Raw genomic sequence first — 19,828 nt, 5'->3', positions numbered from 1 at the left:
AGGGCATAATGCTTACTGTTGAACATTATGCCCTTCTGGCATCTAAGCCTGCAATTTGGATAAATCGCATCTCTATATCTATACACTTTCATGCTCGAAAACAGCCGCAATTGCTTCAGATCGTTGATCGAAAGGCATTTGCTCAATGGTTTGAAGCTCCCTGTTTTTAACAGAGTCAATCACCGCAGTGGAAGTCGGCTCTTCTGTCGCCTCATGTCCCATGGCTCGAATACGTTCAAAGGTTTTCTCCATGCTTGCCTGATGCGTCTCTTTTAAATGGGCTTGCAGCTCGCGCTTCTGACCAAAATTAGTCCGACAGGCAAGGCAGAATGTCTTATGGAGGTATAACCCCTTCATTTTCCTTTTATCCAGGGGAATGAAGTTGTTATCCTTTCCAGCTGCCAGGTCATGAAGGTGTTTATTAAATGATTCAATATTGTGATAGACCTCCTGACATGGAATTGCCTTAAATGACTTAGGCGTTGCAGACTGCAGAGTGTCCGGTTTAAACAGTGATCTTGTCTCTTGTGGCTTTTTCTGCAAATAGCTAACAGCAGCAGCTGCCTGTTCCGGGTTTTTATCAAACCAGTCAAGGATTTTAGTAGTGCTTATTCGGGAGGCCGGATTGTCAGCATGGTGTTTATAAAGTTGTTGGAGCACTTTATTATATTTCAGTTGCCCGGCAGGTAGTGCTGAATGTCGGTGACGTCGTTGTTTTTTTGCGGGAGAGTTTACTTTTTTACGAAATACTTCGGTTATAAACTTGCGCTGGTCCTTATCAATCACGAATTCTGAGCGGTGTTTTTTCTCACACTGGCTTCCATCCGTGAGCATGTGCTCAAAAACAGTGATTTTAGCTGGATGGGGGAGGGTGCTTTTATCAGGATCAACAGGGGACTTTGTGCGTTTTCTGTAATTTGGGTTGTGCCTCTGTGCTGCGGGAATGGCTATTTGCTTACCTTCGACCAACACAGGAGTGCCTTCTGTACAGAAATTTTTAGCATAAAAATCCTTAACGCTTTTAGCAATTCTTTGTTTCAGGACGTGATCTCTGTGTTTGTTCTCTCTTATGGCAAGTCTCCGGTTCAAGCCATCTCGACATTCACAAAGATAACGGGTTGCTTCGCAAACAGTACACGTTGAACAGCGGCAAGTAATAAATTTACTTTGTTGTTCCCTCAGTTTTTCGTGCTCATCGGCCAGATCTGAAGGCTCCGAATCCTGTGTCAGTGTCAAGTCTTCCAATAGTTTTGGAATGGCAGTGCTCTCAGCATAAGCGCGGCTCATTTTCCAGTACCGTTGCTCAGCAATGGGTAATTCATCAAATACCTTAAGCAACTGGCTCAACTGCAAAGCCGTTACTTTAAAGGGAATAGGGATGCCAATATGTTGTTCAATGGCCAGTTTTTGTTCCTTAAGGTGACTAATGTATTGTTTGCGCTCTCGATAATATTCTTCTCCGTAGCTGATATTGCCCTGATTATCCTTTGTTACTGCAAATCCCTGCTCTTTGAACTGCTTTTTAATGAGTTTAGATTTCTCTTTTTTAATCTGCTTTGTCGTAGTTTTAATGGCCTCAATGAACCCTTGTCTGGCTTTCAGTCGTCTTTGTTCTTTTTGGAATGCTTTGAATTCTTCTGTTCCTAAAAACAGTTTCTGATTGTTGGGATTAGTATAAAACTGAGACAGTATTTCTTTTACTTGCGGAATAGGAGGTAACGTTTTCCATTCAGCCAGTTGTATTGGACGCGCCAACTGTTTAGTGGTGCTGTCGAAATAGTCTCCATTAGCAATCTCTTCACTGAGTGCATTACTTCTCCAGCTGACCACTGATCTATAGTTCATCAGGTAGTTATAAATGCCATCAAGGTAATGTAAGGTAAGGGCAATATTAGGGATGATCTCGGCCTCGACCGCTTTGCAAACCTTATCTTGCTGGGTTGGATCCTGCCACTGAGAATACAGGGGAGTCAGTTTATCGGTCTCGTCAATAAAGGCCCTGCCAATCATCAACTGAAAGGTTTCAAGTTTATGATCAGTCCATAACGATGGGTTTGCTACCAGCATAAAAGCAAAAGCGCCGATATCATAAGTCGATGAGATGCCTTTTTTCAGCTCCCGTTGAATGACTTTTTCGAATTGTTCTTTTCGACTGGCTCCTTCGTCTTCGTATGCGAAGGTATTGTCAGATATTTCCTTGGTAAAGAAAATCAGCAGATGGCAGACTCTGTTCATAGTGCATGCATTGTTCTTATCCACAGCACCGAACCAGATGTCTTTGACCAGACGGAAAAATGCCAGATATCCTAACGGTGATGGTGCACCCCTATAGCTTCGATAGTGGTCGGAGCAAACCTCCGACGTAGAATCGAAGTTAAACTTCACGTCACCTTTTAACACCAGTTCTGGCCAGTTTCTTTTAATATATCGAGCTTGCTCTTTGAGTTCAGGAGGCCAACCGTCGACAATGGTTGCAATTTCCTCACTATTGGGCCACAAGGTGGCATAGTGTTTGTCAAGTTTCTCGGCTACATCATTATTGACTGACTCTGCAAATTTTGTCAGTGCCTCGGCCAGCCGGGCTTTACCCTGAACGCCTGGTGTCCGTTTAATAGCTTCACTGAGCTGGTCAAAAAGAGGAAAACGACCAGTGCGCGAGCCCGAATCCAAAAAGTGGGATATAGCTTCATAGGTGGGGGTAATGTTTCTCTCTTGAAGTGTTTTCTCTGCTGCACTGATTTCTCGTTGTGAAAATCCCCGAATCTTCAAACTCTGTATTTCAAGTGGCTCTGTTGTAGAGGTATTTCGTGAGTGAAAAGTACTGGTTATTGATGCAGAATCCTCCTCCGAGTCACTCAGACCCACTAACCAGAACCTTTCATTCTGATCGGTTGTACTTCGATTTAGCGTCGATGAAATATCCATTTAAATTTTCTCCAATCTTTAACTGCCTCTGTTAATGACCAAAGTGGGCAACACTCAAAGAATTGCTGGTAACCCTCTGTGAAAAAAGCCATAAAACTGCAGAGTGGCCATAATAGCGAAGTTGAATTACCCTCTATGGGTACTTGTAAATATTGACCAGTGAATTAAACAAAAGTTCCATAAAATGAATAAAATAAAAGTTCCATTTTCTCCAATCTTTATTCAGGCCGGATCGTTATCAGTGGGCTGGCTCGGGCTACTCTCACTGTCACCCGGAGGCTTGCCACTCAAGTTAAGCTGCAGTTTTTCGGCCAATTCATGTTTACGCATCAACTCCCACACTTTTACCTGAGCCTGGTCAAAGTCAAAATTGCCAGATGGCTCACATTGTGCTGCCTCGTCGGCATCTTGCCCTTTATTTCTCAGAGCCAGCAGCCGTGCTTCAGCCACACAGTACCGTCCAGCTGCCTGTTCACAAAGACTCAGGGTCAGGTCAAGGTTGGGAATAGTCGAAGCTCCAAATTCATTAAGCGGGTTTCTCGACCTTAGCGCTTCCAGCATAGAGCATGCTTGCGTCTTTTTTTCATAGGTCTGTTCTTTCAGCGAGCTTGCAAGCCCTATGATAATATTTTGGCATTCACTAACACTCAGCGTGAACGGGCCTTCGTTCAAAATGTCTCGGAATAATCCTTCCGCATGTCTGAAATTTTGTTTTTCTAGTTCTATGAAAGCTTCACGCATTCTATCTTTAGCGGTAGTCTTGTTTTTACTTGTTACGGGATCTGTTGTGAAATCTGCTCGATTGACTCCTTTCCTGACGTAGATTTGCACCTGCGTACAGCTTAACAAAGTCCCTCGCATAAGAGTTTTATCACGCAATTCATAGTTTTCTCTGAGAAACTCTATTGTCTCTTTTGACACAGACAAAAAATGATCCTGTTGGTCGTCATCTTCGACAATAATGAGAACAACCACTTTATTTAATGCTTCCGATTCAGTGTATTTTTTTACTAGAGGAAAGCTAATACGATGCCCCGGCAAGTCAGGGAAACTCATAAATAATACTGAGTTCTTATCAAAAAATAAGGGAGTAATATCATCGCCCGTCAAATCCTTATCATTTACCTTCAGAAAAGGAGAAAGAGCTTTCTCTGCTAAGCCATGATCTTCTTTATCGTAGAGACTTCTGGCAGGTGAATAGTCGTAAGGTCTCACAGTAAAGCCTGCCATGGCAAATAGCGCACTGTGATAACAAAAAGGCCCTGAGCCCGCATCAATGATAACATTGTCTTTTGGATCCAGATTTAAGTTGTCCTCCAGAAAACAGCGAATCTCATCAAACTCGGACGGCAATAATGGAGCATATGTTACTATGTCCCCAGCTAAAAGAGCTTTACGTTCAGCCATAAACTTATGATATTGGATTAATCCAACTATTGAGTCTTCTGAAATATCACAAATATCACGGCATTCGCCCGGTCTATTGCTAACCTCAAACTTCTTGCCGGGATGAGCTTCCGCCTTAGAGATTTCTTGCCAGTAAATAAGACCAATACTACTGACATCAGTAAAATCCAGTTTTGGTTTGCGTTCAGCCGCTTTACAAGCATTTACATCGAAAGCAACTGCTCTGGAGGAAATTTCGATCTCTTTCTGTCTTGTTACAGGGTCAGGTGTGAAATCTGCTTGATTCATTCCAGATGGCTCACCGCTGACAGGCCTTACGGTTTTGCATGAAGCATTGCCATAATTCTCATTACCATCGTTTTTAGCACTATAACCAGACTGGCTTGGTCCCGGATTACATGAGGTGTTAGTTAATCTGTCCATCGTTTTATTCTCTTGGCTTTATCCATGATGAAGGAAAGTTACCCTCTACAGGTACTTACGCTTGTTGACCAGTGAATAAAAAAAAAGTTCCGTAAAACAAAGGAAAAGGGTCTTGAATCTTGAATAGTTCCAAGGAAAAAGTATCTTACGTGCAGGTAAATTTGCTTTAGGTGCACATTGCGGCTACATGACTCGAAATTTATAGAATATGAACCTTGATGCGGAGGAAGGAGGAAAGCTCCATAAGCCAGCGTAAGTTGAAAGCCTCATTATATATTTAACATAATATATATTATGCGCAATTGAAGGATATCAAGAAGTCATCAATAGATGACTGCCCGGAGGTGTTTCTCTGAGGATGTCGAAGATATCCGGCGTTAAAATATAGCGACCAATAGCTTGATCATTTCACCGCTGATAACCCCATATTTGCAGGCCTCTTCGGCAGGCACTTCCGCGATGGCGACAATACTGCAACGGAACTGTTTGTACAGGTTAACCATCTGGGACAGAACACCTTTTCCATCAAGGTTGATACAGAGGTCGTCGGCTAAGACGACAGCGAACGGCTCATCTCCAATCAAAGTTTCTCCGGTCAGAATGGCATGACCCAGTCCTTTCATTTCACGCTGACGTGTATAGGAGAATGTACATTCGTCCATCAAACCCCGAATACCCGAAAGGGTTTGTTCCCTGGATCTGATGTTCCAGTTCATAATTTATATTAAAGTGGTCGTCCAAAGCCCGTTTACCACGTCCTGTAACGATGCAAATCTCATGCAAATCACCTTGCAGGGCTTCATCAACGCCGTACTCAATAAGGGGTTTGTTTACGATAGGCATCATTTCCTTGGGCATGGATTTGGTCGCAGGCAGAAAGCGTGTCCCGTAACCAGCAGCAGGAAAAAGGCATTTTTTGATCATGGATTAATAGTAGCCTTACTTGTTTCAAAGCGTAACAGCTATGCTACCTTTGCATTAAAATAGACGACCTGACTCTTAAAATTTGCCAGATCAGTATAAAACTGTCTAATATTTGTTCTGGTACCTCTGTTGTTGCACCCGTTGTGCAGTATGCTTTAGAGGCCGAAAAATAAGAAGTATACGACGCCTTAAGTTCACAGCGCGCCCATAACCTAACCTAAAGGTAGATTAATAATGACATTAAAAGGTCTGATTAAACTTACCCACCTGCTTCAGGAATACCCACTTACCATTATCCAATGGCAGATCCTGCTGGTAGTGGCTGAGAATCCTGGCGAAACCATAACTGACCTGGTGAATGCTGAAAAACTGACCTGTGGCACACCCAGCGATATTGCTGTCAGTGTGAAGCGTCTGGGCGAAGGCCGCCATGACCGCCCTGGTCTGGGTCTGATCAAAAAGGCTCAACATGAGGACGACGGTCGTTATTTCAAACTAACCTTAACTCCCAAAGGTAAAAAGCTGGTCGAAAAAGTAAAATCCAAAGCTCGCTATATTAAGTGACCCTCCCTTTGGGCTCAGGAATGCTGCTAGCGGGTATATTAGCAAGTACGACTTTCCAGCTTGAGCCCTTACTGCGGTTTATATTGCGCCCGACTCTGATGGTTGTACCGGACGCATCGTTCTACCTGCTATAAAGTCACTCTTCAGATAGCCCCGAACAACGAATCGTTGAAAGGGTAAATTATTTCGGTTTTGCTACCCAGGCTGTGCACCAACCACCCTCCTCTACTCTGCGACCAGCAAAAAGTGTACAGCCATTATTCTTACTAGCCTCAAAGAACATACAGTTTTTGCAGATATCCCCTTCCTTATATTTTGGATTGCCCTTGGCCTCAGAAGCCTCCTTCACGTAGTTGAGAGCTTTTGCCTGTGGATCGTCTTCCTGAACTTCACCAGCGGCTGCTGGTTCCGCAACAGTATCCATGGCAACCAGTGGGATTAAGGTGCAAGCCAACCCAAGCTGCATAAACTTTCTTCTATCCATTTTCAGTCCTCATCGTATGTCATTCATCAAAATAGTTTTGTACGCATTCAGATTTAAAGCAGATCTTTAGAATTTTCGCAAAAACTATTACTTACTACCGGTAAGTTCAGTTACCGGTAGTAGATAAAGAACTTTAATACTATTAATACCAGTATTATAATACTGGTATTAATAGTATGTTCCCGGGTAAAAAATCATGGATAACAAAGCCAATAGCGAGAACCAGAAGGAAATTCAGCGCAGAGAGCTGGTTTTCAGAGTCCTCGACGATCTCAAGACCAGAGGAGAACGAATTAATGCCGATAAACTGGCCCGCATTGCCAAAATGGGGAAACAAACGGTTTTGCCCTATTACAATGAGTGGCGCTTTCTGGATGACGCCCAGAAAGAGACAAACGAAGAGCTACCTGCTGATCTTGTGCGTGTTCTGAAACGCTCTCTAATCCAATGGAAACATGATGCAACCGCCTTGCAGCGTGACTTTGAAGATCAAGCCAATCAGGAAATTGACGAGCTACAACAGGTAGTACAGCAGTTCTCTGAAGAACGACTGGCCCTGAAACACCAACTGGAGCAACTAACGGCTGAAAATGAGGTGCTACAAGAAAATGGAAAGAAGCTGATTCAGCAACAATCAGAGCATGAGAAAAGCATCATTCAATTGAAGGAACAGCTAAACGCAGAGATCGAAAAAAATAACAAGCATGAAGAAACTCTGGCTTGCAATAAAAAAGAACATACCAATGCCCTCTCCTCTCTAGAGACTAAGCTCGACAGTCAGTACCAGGCACAAATCAACCACTGGATCAAAACCGTAGACAGTGAACGTCGGCTAAGAACAGATATTGAATCCAAGCTGGAGAAACAGAAAGAATACGGATTGGCTGCCGAGAGGGCGCACAATGAAATTCAATATCGATTGGAAGCCAAGTCTAAAGCCCATTTGGAAGCTTGCGAAGAGAGGAATCATTACAAAGCCATTGTTAAAGAATCAGATCCGCAACTTCAGGCTATTAAAGAGCTGGCACTACTTATGAACCTGCCTGTTGAAGCCATTACCAGCGCAGTGCGACAGCTTATGGATACAGAACAAAAGGCCCGACATAACGAGGATGTCATCAAAGAGTCCAGAAGGCATCAAGCTGACCTTGAGCAAAAGAACCGGGAGCTACAGGAAGAACTTGATTCAACAAAAGCACTGGAGCGCGAAGTTGAACGACTTAAAGGCTATAACGATGCTCTAAAGCTGTCTATTGAACAAAGCAAAGAGAGCAGGCCATGAGTTTACCAGCGCTCTCAAAACTTCTGCTACTTCCCGGGGGCAACCATCCAAACCATCAGTCCGACTTATCGTCGTTCAATACTGATATGACCGGCGCTGTCAATGACAGTGAGATTCTTACTTTGTTTCTGAACAAATCTGCAGCCCGCTCCAGCGAGACGCTCAGACGCTATGAAAGAGAAATCCTGCGTTTCAGCGCCTGGTTGTATCAGGATATGGGGGCAACTTATAAAGAGGTTCGGCTGAAGCATCTTCAGATGTATCTTCATCATGTACAAAATCTGCCAGATCGCTGGCTAAAGAAAGGTATTATCCCAGGACAACCAGAAAGAATACTGTTTAAGGCATCCATCAAGCCCGGAAAAAGCACTGATCAGGTCATAGACGTACTCTCATCTTTCTTTTCTTTTCTGGAGAAAAATCGATACACACCGGGCAACCCGGCTGTTTCATTGATTCGTTCCGGCGAAAAGCTCGCCAGGGGCACTTCTATTGTCCGCTTTTTTCATGAAGAAGAATGGCAGCATTTACTGAACTGCCTTGAGCTGCAAAGGCATAGTGAGCGCATCTCTGAATCAGAGTTAGCAAGAACACGCTACATCATTATGCTGGGCTACAGTCTCGGACTTCGAGAGTCTGAACTGACCGGACATAGCTGTAATGATATTCACCCGGATATTGAAGGCGGCTATTTTCTCAGTATTCTGGGGAAGGGTCGAAAACGTCGTCAGCTGCCACTGAATAACAAGCTTATTGAAGAGATCAAGGCGTTCAGGCAAAGGTTTCACTATGAAGGCCTGTTGGGGGACGACTTCCCATTAGCTCCCAGAACACGCAAAATTCAGGGCAAAATGGGCGGACTTTCCTCCAGAGGATTACGTTTCTGGTGGCAGAGCTTTATGGACTTCTGCGCTTATCAAGCAAACGGGATGGCTATCAGGGCAAGTCGTTTCAAGGCTATGCCTTTCCACGCTCTGCGACATACTGCATTGACACACCTTGCCCGTCAGATGGACATAGAAGATTTGGCCATTTTTGCAGGTCATGACTCGATCAATACCACCAGCCAGTACTACCACACTGAAGCCAAGAGATTGAAGCAAATGACTGCAACCCATTTTCTCTGAATCATCAACAGCTTTAACCTGCTCCTGCTAAAGTTATTGAGTAAGCATCACATGGCCAGGGAAGGACATGAATTTCTGCAAGAGCTGTCGAAAGCCAATCCACGGAAATGGTCTGGAAGCCCTTGGTAGTCATTGGCACACACATTGTTTTAACTGTCGAACCTGCAAAAAACCGCTTTTGAACAAACCGTTTGTTGGCTTTAATGGCCGTCCTTTTCATCCAAGATGCCTGAAATGCCCCGGATGCCGGAAGACCATCAAAGATAAATACATAGAAAACGATGGTATGCCCTGGCATCTGGACTGCTACCTGAAGCAGCATCATCCCCCCTGTGCTGTCTGCCGCAAACCCCTCGGTGAACAATATTTGATGGATTTTTGGGGCAATACCTTCTGCGAGACCCATCAGGACTACACCAATTGTTCAAGTTGCGGCCGCATAGTCTGCAAAAACATCACCGATGGCGGCATGTCTTTCCCGGACGGTCTGGTGATCTGCAACCTCTGCAATCTTCACGGTGTAGTTTCTCAGGAAGAAGGGGACAGAATCATGGAGCAGATGCGCTCTGCCCTCTCCTCTGTAGGATTGAATTTGCATCAATCCAAAACCCCACTGACACTGTGCGGTCGTGATGAACTCAGGGAAGCCAGCCGACATAACTTTCATAATGAAAGGCCAATACTGGGTCTGGCACGATGGAGTATCTCTACGAAAGCCAATGGTCAGGTCATTGCCCGAGAGTTCAACGATATTCTGATCCAGAGACATCTGCCAGAAGAACATTTCCGGACCGTAGCCATCCATGAATTAACCCATGCCTGGTTCTTCTACAACAACTATCGCGACCTACCACTGGAAGTTGAAGAAGGTATCTGTGTCATGATGGAGTACATATGGTTGAAAAGTCAGGATACAAAGGACGCAGAATTCCGGAGAATGGCGATAGAAAACAGCGATGATCCTGTCTACGGCCTTGGTTTTCAGAAGGCCAAAGCTTCACTGAAATTAATGCCTTTGAAAACACTGCTGCAATTCATCAAAGAACGGAAAACGTTCCCTACCCGTTGGAGCGCATTCTTTTATCATTAAGTCAGGACAAAAAAAAACAGATGTCGTTCTATACACCATTGTCGGGAGTCCGTGCACAGTCTGATTGGATAAGTATAAATACAACACCTAGACTTCCTACCGACTTCACCAGTCCCAAGCTCTAAGGATAGTGGTTAAAACAGTGTATTGAGGGTTAATTACAGTGCTGCTATCAAGAAACCGTCCATTAACATTGTCTAGGCGGTGAACTCTACTGCCGCAAGGCTAGGACGGTGTGTAAGCACCAAAAATAGAGTGATGGCTTGCTCTAACGGTCTGGGCGACCCCAGCAAGTCAACATTCCTCTTCGCACTAGAAGTACGGGGTATCCAGTTGAGGAAAATCGATGATCAAGCAGCAACATTATCTGGCTCAGTTAATCGCTTCTGTATTCCTTTTACAACCCTTGAGCCTTCAGGCTCAATCCACAACTTCTCTTGCTTCAACAGTCCCTACAACGGTAATGTGTGAATCCCTCAGAGGGCAAACAGCGGGGGTTGATAAACGACTGGACGAATACAGTAATCTTGTTCGCGGGCGAAACTGTACCTTGCTCAATGCCGATCAGACAAGAGATATGGCTGAGTTGATCAACCGGATTCCTGAGAACACCGTGATACTGCTTTCCTCCAACACTGCTACTCCTACAATGACACCTTCCCCATCAACAGCTTCCCCTCTGCCTGATAAAATCTCAGTTAAGTACGGCATTGAAAATTATATAGTTTTGAAGGATGGCCAGGACATTATTGGTGCTGCCGATGAAGGTTTTGAAATCGTCATTACGCTTCGGCCAAATTATCGTCATTTTGGTATGATCTGGGTTGGAGCTACTGATAACTTCAATTTTGGAGAAACAAAAGACAGTCATATAAGCCATATTACTTTCCTGCCAAGTAGACCTAAGTTCGCCCGGTCGGATATCTTCATTGTTTTAGCTGCGTGCTCTAACCGGAGGCTGATTGTCGAAAACAACGTATTCCATCTCCCTAAATGGGCTGCAGTTGATCTTGATTGCAGAGAATCTCTGGATGCATCGATTGACCCCACTCAATCTGGCCCGGGTCTGAGGTTTGCCAATAACACGGTCATAGGTGATACCCTCAACGTGCCGATTACCGACGCTATTCCCGGGGAAGCGGTGTTTATTCATCTTCCTGCCATCAAGAACCAGTCGCAAAGACTGGAGATTATCGGGAACACATTGCAGGGCAAAATGGCCGACGCAGCTGAGTTTATTCTTGGATCCGGAACCCGTGTGAATATCTTCAGAAACAAAGTCAACATCTCTAATAGTGGCTTCGCACCCCGAGATGGCCACGGGTTACGAACACCAGGGAGAGGAGGCTTCGTTCTTACAGGTCATACAGAGAACAATGCCGAACGTCCCCTTTTTAACCTGGCAGGCAATCAGATTCAGGTGACAGCGACCGCTTTAATCGTCAAAGCACCACTTGAACTGGCCTTTGCCTGTAATCACCTGCAAGGAGACAGTCCGTGGCGACAAATCGAGGAACAATTCAGCCTGAAAGCGGCTGATCCGTTCCTGTTGAGAAATGAGTGCGAAAGGTTGACACCCAGCTCATCCGTTGTCACGGCATCACCTGCCCCCTACGCCATCAACCAGACCATCAACACCTGGACAGCCATCAAAGGTTCCACAGCGACTGCCTGCAGCGGACTGATCAATCTCGAAGATCATTTATACTTCGACTCGGAAGTCTGCCCGGTAAACATGACAAACTACGCTTTTGTTAACAACGCAGTATCCAGTACCTTTTCAAATTCAAGCTCCATTATTAATTCAAGCTACGTTATCAATTCAAGTTCCATTATTAATTCAAGCTCCATTATTAATTCAAGTTCCATTATTAATTCAAGCTCCATTATTAATTCAAGTTCCATTATTAATTCAAGTTCCATTATTAATTCAAGTTACAGTATGGATTCGAGTATCAGCAAGGTACCCACTTCATCTGTGGGTAAAGCCATAGTCGATACTGGTTTCGGTATTATAATCACACTGGCTCTATTACTGATTCTATAATCTGCATCGAGACAAGACTTAGTCTCATCCTTCTGGTCGTTCTGTCAGACTTACAGTCTAAATCGTTAAGCCAGCCGAAGTAACTTTCATAATGAAAGGCCGATACTGGGTCTGACCCGATGGAGCACCTCTACAACAGCCAATGGTCAGGTGATAGCCAGAGAGTTCAACGATATTCTGATCCAGAGGCATCTTCCAGAAGAACATTTCCGAACCGTAGCCATCCATGAATTAACCCATGCCTGGTTCTTCTACAACAACTATCGCGACCTGCTAGGAGCCTGACCGAGAATAGACTGCCCTACGCGGCAACTGCTCCTGCGTTGCTCTAGCTCCTGCATCCATGCAGTCGTGCGGCAGCAGCAAATTGGTCTGAAAATCCGCTTTTGTTCGTCAAATAGCTCGCTATTCTCCTCACAAACCCGAATTTTCATCCTCAATTTTCTGCCGTCCTCGCTACGGGGTCGCCTAGACGGGCGCTATTCTCGGTCTAATGGGATGGTCCGCCCCTCCTAAACGGCTTCAAATGAGCCAAAATGGAGTTAACCATTTAAACAGGATTAACCGGAGCGAACCACCCATGACTATTTCAGTACTTGGTATCGATATTGGCAAGAACAACTTTCACCTGTTTGGTGTTGATGACCAGGGTAGCAAAGTCATCAGAAAGAAGTTGTCCAGGAAGAACCTTTTGGAGTACGTGGCAAATCTGGAGCCATGCATTATCGCTATGGAAGCTTGTGGTGGTGCTCACTATTTGGCTCGGTTATTCAAGAACTATGGGCATACTGTCAAGCTGATTTCACCTCAATTTGTCAAGCCTTATGTCAAGACCAACAAAAATGACTACAACGATGCTGAAGCGATTGCAGAAGCAGCTTCACGGCCCAGCATGCGTTTTGTACCTGTTAAAACGTCAGATCAGCAGGCCTGGCAACTTCTGCACCGCTATCGTCAACAAGCGGTTGATCAGAGAACTGCCCTGGTTAACCAGATCCGGGGGTCACTATTGGAAGAAGGTATTGTGGTTGCCCAGGGTATTGGTAAAGTTCGTGCACAGCTTCCACGAATTCTGGAAGATGCTGAAAATGGACTCCATTCGCTGACTCGTGAGCTGCTACATGGTTTATCAGAAGAGTTGGCCAGTCTTGACAAGCGTATTCAACAGTATGACCAGAAAATTCAGGAGCTGGCTGAAAACGACGACGAATGTCGTCGAATGATGACTATGCCGGGTATCGGAGCCATCACTGCCACAGCATTGAAGGCAGCCGTTGGTGATGCGACGTATTTTAAATCTGGTCGACACCTTGCCGCATGGTTGGGATTAGTTCCAAGACAGCATTCCACAGGCGGTAAGTCAGTCCTGCTGGGCATCAGTAAACGGGGTGATAAATACCTGCGCACATTATTGATACACGGCGCACGTTCGGTACTCCACTGCCTCAAAAATAAGGATGACCGCTGTAAAAAATGGGTTAGCCAACTTAATGAGCGCAGCAATCACAACGTTGCCGCCGTTGGTCTGGCTAATAAAATGGCTCGGATTGTCTGGGTCATCATGACCCGAAATGAAGTTTACAAGGCTGCATAATGAGGTAAAGGCGGCAGCGGCAAAGTAAAGCATAAGCTTAATCAAAGGGGAACCCCCCCGCAGATTGCGATGAGCATGTACAGTTGATGGCAAACAGGTAAAAACCGGCAACCTGAAACCTGATAGGAGTCTTGGCCCTTGAGGCCGTCGGACTGATAAGGCCAGGTTGCGCGGATACCCATCAGGGCCAGAGGGTTAGACCTCATGAATAGGCCGTATATATGATTGCAGTTATCTTTGTTTGCTAATTAACAAAACAGGCTCTTGCAAAACGGGGCGGACCATATATGACTCGTGAGCTGCTACATGGTTTATCAGAAGAGTTGGCCAGTCTTGACAAGCGTATTCAACAGTATGACCAGAAAATTCAGGAGCTGGCTGAAAACGACGACGAATGTCGTCGAATGATGACTATGCCGGGTATCGGAGCCATCACTGCCACAGCATTGAAGGCAGCCATTGGTGATGCGACGTATTTGAAATCTGGTCGACACCTTGCCGCATGGATGGGATTAGTTCCAAGACAGCATTCCACAGGCGGTAAGTCAGTCCTGCTGGGCATCAGTAAACGGGGTGATAAATACCTGCGCACATTATTGATACACGGCGCACGTTCGGTACTCCACTGCCTCAAAAATAAGGATGACCGCTGCAAAAAATGGGTTAGCCAACTTAATGAGCGCAGCAATCACAACGTTGCCGCCGTTGGTCTGGCTAATAAAATGGCTCGGATTGTCTGGGTCATCATGACCCGAAATGAAGTTTACAAGGCTGCATAATGAAGTAAAGGAGGCAGCGGCAAAGTAAAGCATAAGCTTAATCAAAGGGGCCCCCCCCCCGCAGATTGCGATGAGCATGTACAGTTGATGGCAAACAGGTAAAAACCGGCAACCTGAAACCTGATAGGAGTCTTGGCCCTTGAGGCCGTCGGACTGATAAGGCCAGGTTGCGCGGATACCCATCAGGGCCAGAGGGTTAGACCTCATGAATAGGCCGTATATATGATTGCAGTTATCTTTGTTTGCTAATTAACAAAACAGGCTCTTGCAAAACGGGGCGGACCATATAGGCTCCTAGGGGTTGAAGAAGGCATGTGTGTCATGATGGAGTAAGTACCTGGCCAGTTGGTTTCGCATATTCTGGCGAGTGGATTTTTTCGTCCTTCAAGGCGCAACGACGGGCGCGTAGCCATAGCTACGCAACCAGAGCTGGAACGCAGAAGGATGGAAAAAGCCGCCGTCCAGAATATGCGAAACCAGAGCTGGAACGCAGAAGGATGGAAAAAGCCGCCGTCCAGAATATGCGAAACCAACTGGTTAGGTACTTATATCTGGTTGAAAAATCAGGATACAAAAGACGCAGAATTCCGCAGAGCAGCAATAGAAAACAGTGACGATCCTGTTTACGGCCTCGGCTACAAGAAGGCCAGGGCTTCCCTGAAATTAATGCCCTTGAAAACCCTGCTGCAATTTATCAAGGAACGGAAAGAGTTCCCAAGCCGCTGGGCTGCTTTCTTTTACCACTAAGTTAGTGGCCAACGCCTCTTGAACTCATCATAAGCCTGGAAAATAGATAATCAACTGACATGCTCCGGCATCGAAGCCCCATATATTTTGCCATGGGTGAAAGATTAGATTCTTAAAAAAGAGAATGGAGGCGAGTACCGGAGTCGAACCGGTCTAAATGGAGTTGCAGTCCACTGCATAACCGCTTTGCTAACTCGCCGTAATGGATCGATTTTCAGATAAAAGTCTTTAAAACCAACAACTTCCAAAATGTTGAAGTATTTTATGAGAGAACACGCCAAATGACAATGCTTTTTTAAGGCAATATTTGAACCCGACATATCGGGCGCAGAAGCAGGCTGTCAGGCAGAGGTGGGATCTGCCTGGTCCAGATCCCCTGCATCGAGCGAAATGGTATGGCGGCTATCAAGGCAATCACTGCTGCTCGTCTGGCTATGCCTGTTGACGGTACTCACACGGTATCACTCGATAGCTGCATCGAAACCATATATCGCACCGGTCTTGATCTGCGGGCCAAATATCTTGAAACCCCAATGAGAGGTTCGGCTATATACGCCAGGAAAGTGAAAGAATATAACGCGATTGTCGCTTGACTCTTTAGGCTGCAGCCTTCTGCGACTTACATCATTCTGAAGTTCAGATCAAACAATATCCAGATGGTCCCACCCACCATAATGAAAATCAGAACTCCGGCAAAAAACAGCGCTGTCAGATAGTCTCTGCCCGTACGCCTGAGGGTGATGTTTAAAAAAAAACGCAAGTGAACCAGCACCTGAATCAAGGCACACAGTGCAATAATGGCAAACAGTATTTTGGCCGGGAAAGCTGAGGACCAGACGACCCAGAAAGGGATGACCGTCAGAACGATCGCCAGAACGAACCCTGCTAGATAGTCCTTCAGGCTATGTTCATATGCTTGCACGGCTACCTCCTATATGAACACCGGTAGGTAAACGACAGAAAAGATCCCTATCCAGACAATATCCAGAAAATGCCAGAATAAACCGAGGCGATACAACCTGGAGCAGACCTGGGGCGTCAACCCTTTCATAAAAACCTGCGACACCATCATCAGGATGCCAAGCATGGCAATGCTCACATGGATGCCATGGGTAGCAACCAGTGTAAAAAAAGACGACAAGTAACCACTGATTTGAGGCCCACCCCCCTCTCCGATCATTTCTGCAAATTCGGCGATTTCCAGAGAAACAAAAGTGACACCAAAAACGAGGGTAATGATTAACCAAAGCATTACAGTCGGTCGTTTTTTATGCATAGCTGCCAACCAGGCAAAACCAAATGTGACACTGGAGATCAACAGGCAGGCGGTTTCAAGAAAGACATGTTTGAGATCGAAAAGTTCAATGGGCTCAGGTCCGTTGGCAGTATTTCTGAACATACTGACATAGGTTGCAAAAAGCAGCGCGAAGATAACCGCATCCGTCATCAGATAGAGCCAGAAACCGAATTCCCGGTTATCAAGGTACTCTTCAAGATGTTCAGCCATGGCTTGTTGGAGCGCATTCTGATTCATACAGGCCCTCCTCTGGGTGAGAGACTTTCAGCAGACATTAACTGAGCCTTTCGTTTGCTCTCAATGGCCATGACAGCTTCTGATGTAAAGATCTCCTCTTCATGATCATTAGAACTTCTAACGATCAATACTGTTACCGCACCGACCATGGCGAGGATGGCCAACCACCATAAATACCAGACGAAAGCAAACCCTACTAAAAATCCAAACAAACCAATATAAACGCCAGCTCCGGTATTAGCGGGCATTATGATGGCGCTGTATTGATCAGGAAAATAATAGGCTTCCCCTTTTTTTTTCATTTCCCAGAAGGCATCGACAGAGTTGACTTTGGGTATCACAGCAAAGTTATAGGGTGCTGCCGGTGAGGAGGTGGCCCACTCAAGAGTTCTGCCATTCCATGGATCACCGGTTAGATCCCGATGTTGATTACGGTCTCTGACACTAACGTAAAACTGCATAAAGACACTGTAAATGCCAACCAGTACAAAACATGCGCCTGCAAAAGCCACCAGCAGAAAAGGTTGCCAATCAGGCTGGGTGTATTGTTCAAGCCTCCTTGTCATACCCAGAAGCCCAAGGGCGTAGAGTGGCATAAAGGCGAGATAGAAACCGATCAACCAGCAGGAAAACACCATCTTGCCCCAGAACTCATTAAGTCTGAAGCCAAAGACCTTGGGGAACCAGAACTGAGTGCCTGCAAAGTAACCAAACAAGGCGCCGGGTATCAGCATGTTATGAAAGTGCGCTACTAAAAAGGTGGTGTTATGCATCTGGTAGTCTACCGGAGGAATTGCCAGCAAGACTCCGGTAATACCCCCTATTACAAAGGTAATAATAAAACCGATGGTAAACAGCATAGCGGGATGAAAAACAATCCGCCCCCTGATCATAGTAAAGAGCCAGTCAAATATTTTAACGCCTGTGGGAACAGCAATAATCATTGTGGCAATACCGAATATGGCGTTGACGTTTGGACTGGAGCCCATAGTAAAGAAATGATGCAACCATACTGTAAACGACAAAAGTCCTATAGCCATGGTGGCGTAGACTAACGAATGATAACCAAACAGCCTTTTCCCGGAAAACACAGCGGTTACTTCAGAGAATACACCGAAAGCAGGCAGAATCAGAATGTAGACTTCAGGGTGTCCCCAGATCCAGATCAGGTTGGCAAAGTTCATCATATTGCCACCCAGCTCATTGGTAAAAAAGTGCATCCCCACAGTCCGGTCCAGCCCCAGTAGAGCCGCCACTACGGTCAGGGCAGGAAAAGCAAACGCCATCAGAATACTGGTGCAGAGTGTGGTCCAGACAAACAATGGCATCTGCATCAATTTCATGCCAGGAGCCCGGCATCTTAAAATGGTCGTTATAAAGTTAATTCCGGTCATCGTACTGCCCACACCACTGACAAGCAGTGCCCAAATCCAGTAATCGACACCAACTCCCGGACTGAAACCAATACCTGAATAAGGTGGATACCCGGTCCAGCCCGCTGTCGAGAACTTGCCCAGAACCAGGGAAATTCCCACCAACCCGGCACCTGCAGCAGTCAGCCATAAACTGACCGAATTCATGAAGGGAAAAGCCACATCTCTGGCGCCAATCTGCTGGGGAACAACGATATTGATCAGGCCAGTAAGAAACGGCATGGCCATAAAAAAGATCATGATAGTGCCATGGGTAGTAAAAATTTGCTCAAAATGCTCTGGCGGCAAATACCCATCATTGTTGAGAGCAATCGCTTGCTGGGTTCGCATCATGACGGCTTCAATAACCCCACGGACAAGCATGACCAGTGCCAGCAAGATATACATGACCCCGATTCGCTTATGATCGACACTGGTCAGCCATTCTTCCCACAAATATCGCCACTTGCCTGCCCAGGTCACGGCCAGAGCCGTCAAAAGCACAGCCATCACGGTAACAAGAGCGCCTCCCATAGCAACCGAGCTATAGAACGGCAGTGCATCAATGGTCAATCTGCCTAACATGGCTTACTCCAGACTTCCGGTTTTTTGCAGGGGTAAGGCACCGCTTGCTCCGGTGTATTTAGCAATGATTCGACTGAACAGCTCCGGTTCAACCCAGGAGTAGTACTCTACCGGGTACTTTGTTTCCGGCCTGAGGAGCTTCTGATAACTCATTGAGTCCAGTCGTTTGTTTGCTTTTTTGACGTTATCAAGCCATTGTGTAAAGTCACTTTCAGAGAGTGATTGAACGTCAAACACCATATGAGGAAAGCCCCGGCCACTGAACTGGGTATTTCTTCCAGTAAAACGACCTGGCTCGAAGGCTTTGAGGTTCAGATGAGTGGTCATCCCGGCCATGGCATAAATTTGGCCACCCAGCGCAGGGATAATGAAGGATGTCATGACCGTGTCTGAAGTAATTTCAATATTAACGGGTCTGTCACTGGGAAAAGCCAGTTCATTGACTACCGCTACCTGCTGGTCCGGGTAGATAAATAGCCACTTCCAGTTCTGAGCCACTGCCTGAACCCTGAACGTTTTCTCATCACTGACCAGAGGTTTGTAGGGGTCGAGTTGGTAGGTGTAAATCACAACAAGAACACCGATCACAACGATAATGACCAGTGGACCGGCCCAGATAAACAGTTCAACGAAAATGGATTTGTGCCAGTCTGGCCGATAGGCCCCTTTGCCATTGGCTCGATAACGCCAGCATGACCAGAAAGTGATCAGGTAAACGGGCAGCAAAGTAAAAAGCATGATGGCTGTCGCGAGGAATAACAGATTCCGCTCGGTTTCAGCAACCGGACCTTTTGGATAAAGAATGGGAGATGACTGCATGCTGCAGCCAGAAATGAGAAGAATCGCTAACAGGACAGTCAGCCATTTTGACAAAAATACGGTACGGACGGACTTCATGAAAGAA

General features: G+C 45.8%; 17 protein-coding genes, 1 tRNA gene and 1 pseudogene. 9 read left to right on the top strand and 10 right to left on the bottom strand.

What is annotated here, in order from left to right:
* Positions 1–78: 78 nt before the first annotated feature.
* The 3 genes and pseudogenes from ACO6VG_RS18820 to ACO6VG_RS18810 all read right to left on the bottom strand — a co-directional run.
* Positions 79–2,925 (bottom strand): hypothetical protein, encoded by a 2,847-nt coding sequence (locus ACO6VG_RS18820; protein WP_422475111.1) that lies wholly within the window; start codon positions 2,923–2,925, stop codon positions 79–81.
* A 222-nt stretch (positions 2,926–3,147) separates the two neighbouring features.
* Positions 3,148–4,755, bottom strand: coding sequence for a hypothetical protein (locus ACO6VG_RS18815; RefSeq protein ID WP_422475109.1), 1,608 nt, complete (start codon positions 4,753–4,755; stop codon positions 3,148–3,150).
* A gap of 336 nt (positions 4,756–5,091) precedes the next feature.
* Positions 5,092–5,679: pseudogene (locus ACO6VG_RS18810) on the bottom strand (sugar phosphate nucleotidyltransferase); the annotation flags it as partial.
* Between the two features lie 234 nt (positions 5,680–5,913).
* Between ACO6VG_RS18810 and ACO6VG_RS18805 the strand changes: the two are divergent.
* Positions 5,914–6,243: a MarR family winged helix-turn-helix transcriptional regulator gene (locus ACO6VG_RS18805; RefSeq protein WP_317141597.1), complete on the top strand. Its 330-nt coding sequence runs from the start codon at positions 5,914–5,916 to the stop codon at positions 6,241–6,243.
* 181 nt (positions 6,244–6,424) lie between these two features.
* On the opposite strand, the gene ACO6VG_RS18800 is transcribed toward ACO6VG_RS18805, so the two are convergent.
* Positions 6,425–6,727, bottom strand: coding sequence for a high-potential iron-sulfur protein (locus ACO6VG_RS18800; protein WP_422133719.1), 303 nt, complete (start codon positions 6,725–6,727; stop codon positions 6,425–6,427).
* A 196-nt stretch (positions 6,728–6,923) separates the two neighbouring features.
* On the opposite strand from ACO6VG_RS18800, the gene ACO6VG_RS18795 reads away from it, so the two are divergent.
* From ACO6VG_RS18795 to ACO6VG_RS18780, 4 genes are all read left to right on the top strand, one after another.
* Positions 6,924–8,009 (top strand): hypothetical protein, encoded by a 1,086-nt coding sequence (locus ACO6VG_RS18795; RefSeq protein ID WP_422408923.1) that lies wholly within the window; start codon positions 6,924–6,926, stop codon positions 8,007–8,009.
* Positions 8,006–9,136: a tyrosine-type recombinase/integrase gene (locus tag ACO6VG_RS18790; protein WP_422133717.1), complete on the top strand. Its 1,131-nt coding sequence runs from the start codon at positions 8,006–8,008 to the stop codon at positions 9,134–9,136. Before ACO6VG_RS18795 ends, ACO6VG_RS18790 begins: the two co-directional genes overlap by 4 nt.
* 67 nt (positions 9,137–9,203) lie before the next feature.
* The gene (locus tag ACO6VG_RS18785; RefSeq protein WP_422137932.1) at positions 9,204–10,226 is read left to right on the top strand and encodes a protein DA1; all 1,023 of its coding nucleotides are present in this window, start codon (positions 9,204–9,206) and stop codon (positions 10,224–10,226) included.
* A gap of 346 nt (positions 10,227–10,572) precedes the next feature.
* On the top strand, positions 10,573–12,273 hold the full coding sequence (locus ACO6VG_RS18780) for a hypothetical protein (protein ID WP_422475106.1): 1,701 nt from the start codon (positions 10,573–10,575) through the stop codon (positions 12,271–12,273).
* 57 nt (positions 12,274–12,330) lie between these two features.
* On the opposite strand, the gene ACO6VG_RS18775 is transcribed toward ACO6VG_RS18780, so the two are convergent.
* Positions 12,331–12,501 carry a hypothetical protein gene (locus ACO6VG_RS18775; protein ID WP_422475104.1) on the bottom strand — a complete coding sequence of 57 codons (171 nt, stop codon included), beginning with the start codon at positions 12,499–12,501 and terminating at the stop codon, positions 12,331–12,333.
* 352 nt (positions 12,502–12,853) lie between these two features.
* On the opposite strand from ACO6VG_RS18775, the gene ACO6VG_RS18770 reads away from it, so the two are divergent.
* From ACO6VG_RS18770 to ACO6VG_RS18760, 3 genes are all read left to right on the top strand, one after another.
* Positions 12,854–13,867, top strand: a complete 1,014-nt coding sequence (locus tag ACO6VG_RS18770; RefSeq protein ID WP_422475102.1) for an IS110 family transposase — start codon at positions 12,854–12,856, stop codon at positions 13,865–13,867.
* 287 nt (positions 13,868–14,154) lie between these two features.
* On the top strand, positions 14,155–14,646 hold the full coding sequence (locus tag ACO6VG_RS18765; protein ID WP_422475100.1) for an IS110 family transposase: 492 nt from the start codon (positions 14,155–14,157) through the stop codon (positions 14,644–14,646).
* 444 nt (positions 14,647–15,090) lie between these two features.
* Positions 15,091–15,393 carry a hypothetical protein gene (locus ACO6VG_RS18760; protein WP_422475098.1) on the top strand — a complete coding sequence of 101 codons (303 nt, stop codon included), beginning with the start codon at positions 15,091–15,093 and terminating at the stop codon, positions 15,391–15,393.
* 125 nt (positions 15,394–15,518) lie between these two features.
* On the opposite strand, the gene ACO6VG_RS18755 is transcribed toward ACO6VG_RS18760, so the two are convergent.
* Positions 15,519–15,592: transfer RNA gene (locus ACO6VG_RS18755), tRNA-Cys, on the bottom strand.
* A 121-nt stretch (positions 15,593–15,713) separates the two neighbouring features.
* Here ACO6VG_RS18755 and ACO6VG_RS18750 point away from each other — a divergent pair.
* Entirely contained in the window at positions 15,714–15,986 is a 273-nt protein-coding gene (locus tag ACO6VG_RS18750) for an L-serine ammonia-lyase, iron-sulfur-dependent, subunit alpha (RefSeq protein ID WP_422476307.1), read from the top strand.
* 26 nt (positions 15,987–16,012) lie between these two features.
* On the opposite strand, the gene cyoD is transcribed toward ACO6VG_RS18750, so the two are convergent.
* The 4 genes from cyoD to ACO6VG_RS18730 are packed head-to-tail and all read right to left on the bottom strand — an operon-like array spanning position 16,013 to position 19,821.
* Positions 16,013–16,315, bottom strand: a complete 303-nt coding sequence (gene cyoD / locus ACO6VG_RS18745; RefSeq protein WP_422133711.1) for a cytochrome o ubiquinol oxidase subunit IV — start codon at positions 16,313–16,315, stop codon at positions 16,013–16,015.
* A gap of 9 nt (positions 16,316–16,324) precedes the next feature.
* Entirely contained in the window at positions 16,325–16,927 is a 603-nt protein-coding gene (locus ACO6VG_RS18740) for a cytochrome (ubi)quinol oxidase subunit III (protein ID WP_422475096.1), read from the bottom strand.
* Positions 16,924–18,924 carry a cbb3-type cytochrome c oxidase subunit I gene (locus ACO6VG_RS18735; protein WP_422133709.1) on the bottom strand — a complete coding sequence of 667 codons (2,001 nt, stop codon included), beginning with the start codon at positions 18,922–18,924 and terminating at the stop codon, positions 16,924–16,926. Before ACO6VG_RS18735 ends, ACO6VG_RS18740 begins: the two co-directional genes overlap by 4 nt.
* A gap of 3 nt (positions 18,925–18,927) precedes the next feature.
* Positions 18,928–19,821: a COX aromatic rich motif-containing protein gene (locus ACO6VG_RS18730; RefSeq protein WP_422137929.1), complete on the bottom strand. Its 894-nt coding sequence runs from the start codon at positions 19,819–19,821 to the stop codon at positions 18,928–18,930.
* Positions 19,822–19,828: the final 7 nt, after the last annotated feature.

Origin of the sequence: Endozoicomonas sp. ALB032 (assembly GCF_049310125.1) — a bacterium.
Taxonomy (GTDB): Bacteria; Pseudomonadota; Gammaproteobacteria; order Pseudomonadales; family Endozoicomonadaceae; genus Endozoicomonas_A.
Note: the sequence above shows the minus strand (reverse complement) of the source record. Positions and strands in the feature narration are given on the sequence as shown.

Coding starts and splice junctions, on each gene's coding strand:
- ACO6VG_RS18820 (WP_422475111.1), bottom strand. CDS start 2,925: ATGGATATTTCATCGACGCTAAATCGAAGTACAACCGATCAGAATGAA.
- ACO6VG_RS18815 (WP_422475109.1), bottom strand. CDS start 4,755: ATGGACAGATTAACTAACACCTCATGTAATCCGGGACCAAGCCAGTCT.
- ACO6VG_RS18805 (WP_317141597.1), top strand. CDS start 5,914: ATGACATTAAAAGGTCTGATTAAACTTACCCACCTGCTTCAGGAATAC.
- ACO6VG_RS18800 (WP_422133719.1), bottom strand. CDS start 6,727: ATGGATAGAAGAAAGTTTATGCAGCTTGGGTTGGCTTGCACCTTAATC.
- ACO6VG_RS18795 (WP_422408923.1), top strand. CDS start 6,924: ATGGATAACAAAGCCAATAGCGAGAACCAGAAGGAAATTCAGCGCAGA.
- ACO6VG_RS18790 (WP_422133717.1), top strand. CDS start 8,006: ATGAGTTTACCAGCGCTCTCAAAACTTCTGCTACTTCCCGGGGGCAAC.
- ACO6VG_RS18785 (WP_422137932.1), top strand. CDS start 9,204: ATGAATTTCTGCAAGAGCTGTCGAAAGCCAATCCACGGAAATGGTCTG.
- ACO6VG_RS18780 (WP_422475106.1), top strand. CDS start 10,573: ATGATCAAGCAGCAACATTATCTGGCTCAGTTAATCGCTTCTGTATTC.
- ACO6VG_RS18775 (WP_422475104.1), bottom strand. CDS start 12,501: ATGGATGGCTACGGTTCGGAAATGTTCTTCTGGAAGATGCCTCTGGAT.
- ACO6VG_RS18770 (WP_422475102.1), top strand. CDS start 12,854: ATGACTATTTCAGTACTTGGTATCGATATTGGCAAGAACAACTTTCAC.
- ACO6VG_RS18765 (WP_422475100.1), top strand. CDS start 14,155: ATGACTCGTGAGCTGCTACATGGTTTATCAGAAGAGTTGGCCAGTCTT.
- ACO6VG_RS18760 (WP_422475098.1), top strand. CDS start 15,091: ATGGAAAAAGCCGCCGTCCAGAATATGCGAAACCAGAGCTGGAACGCA.
- ACO6VG_RS18740 (WP_422475096.1), bottom strand. CDS start 16,927: ATGAATCAGAATGCGCTCCAACAAGCCATGGCTGAACATCTTGAAGAG.
- ACO6VG_RS18735 (WP_422133709.1), bottom strand. CDS start 18,924: ATGTTAGGCAGATTGACCATTGATGCACTGCCGTTCTATAGCTCGGTT.
- ACO6VG_RS18730 (WP_422137929.1), bottom strand. CDS start 19,821: ATGAAGTCCGTCCGTACCGTATTTTTGTCAAAATGGCTGACTGTCCTG.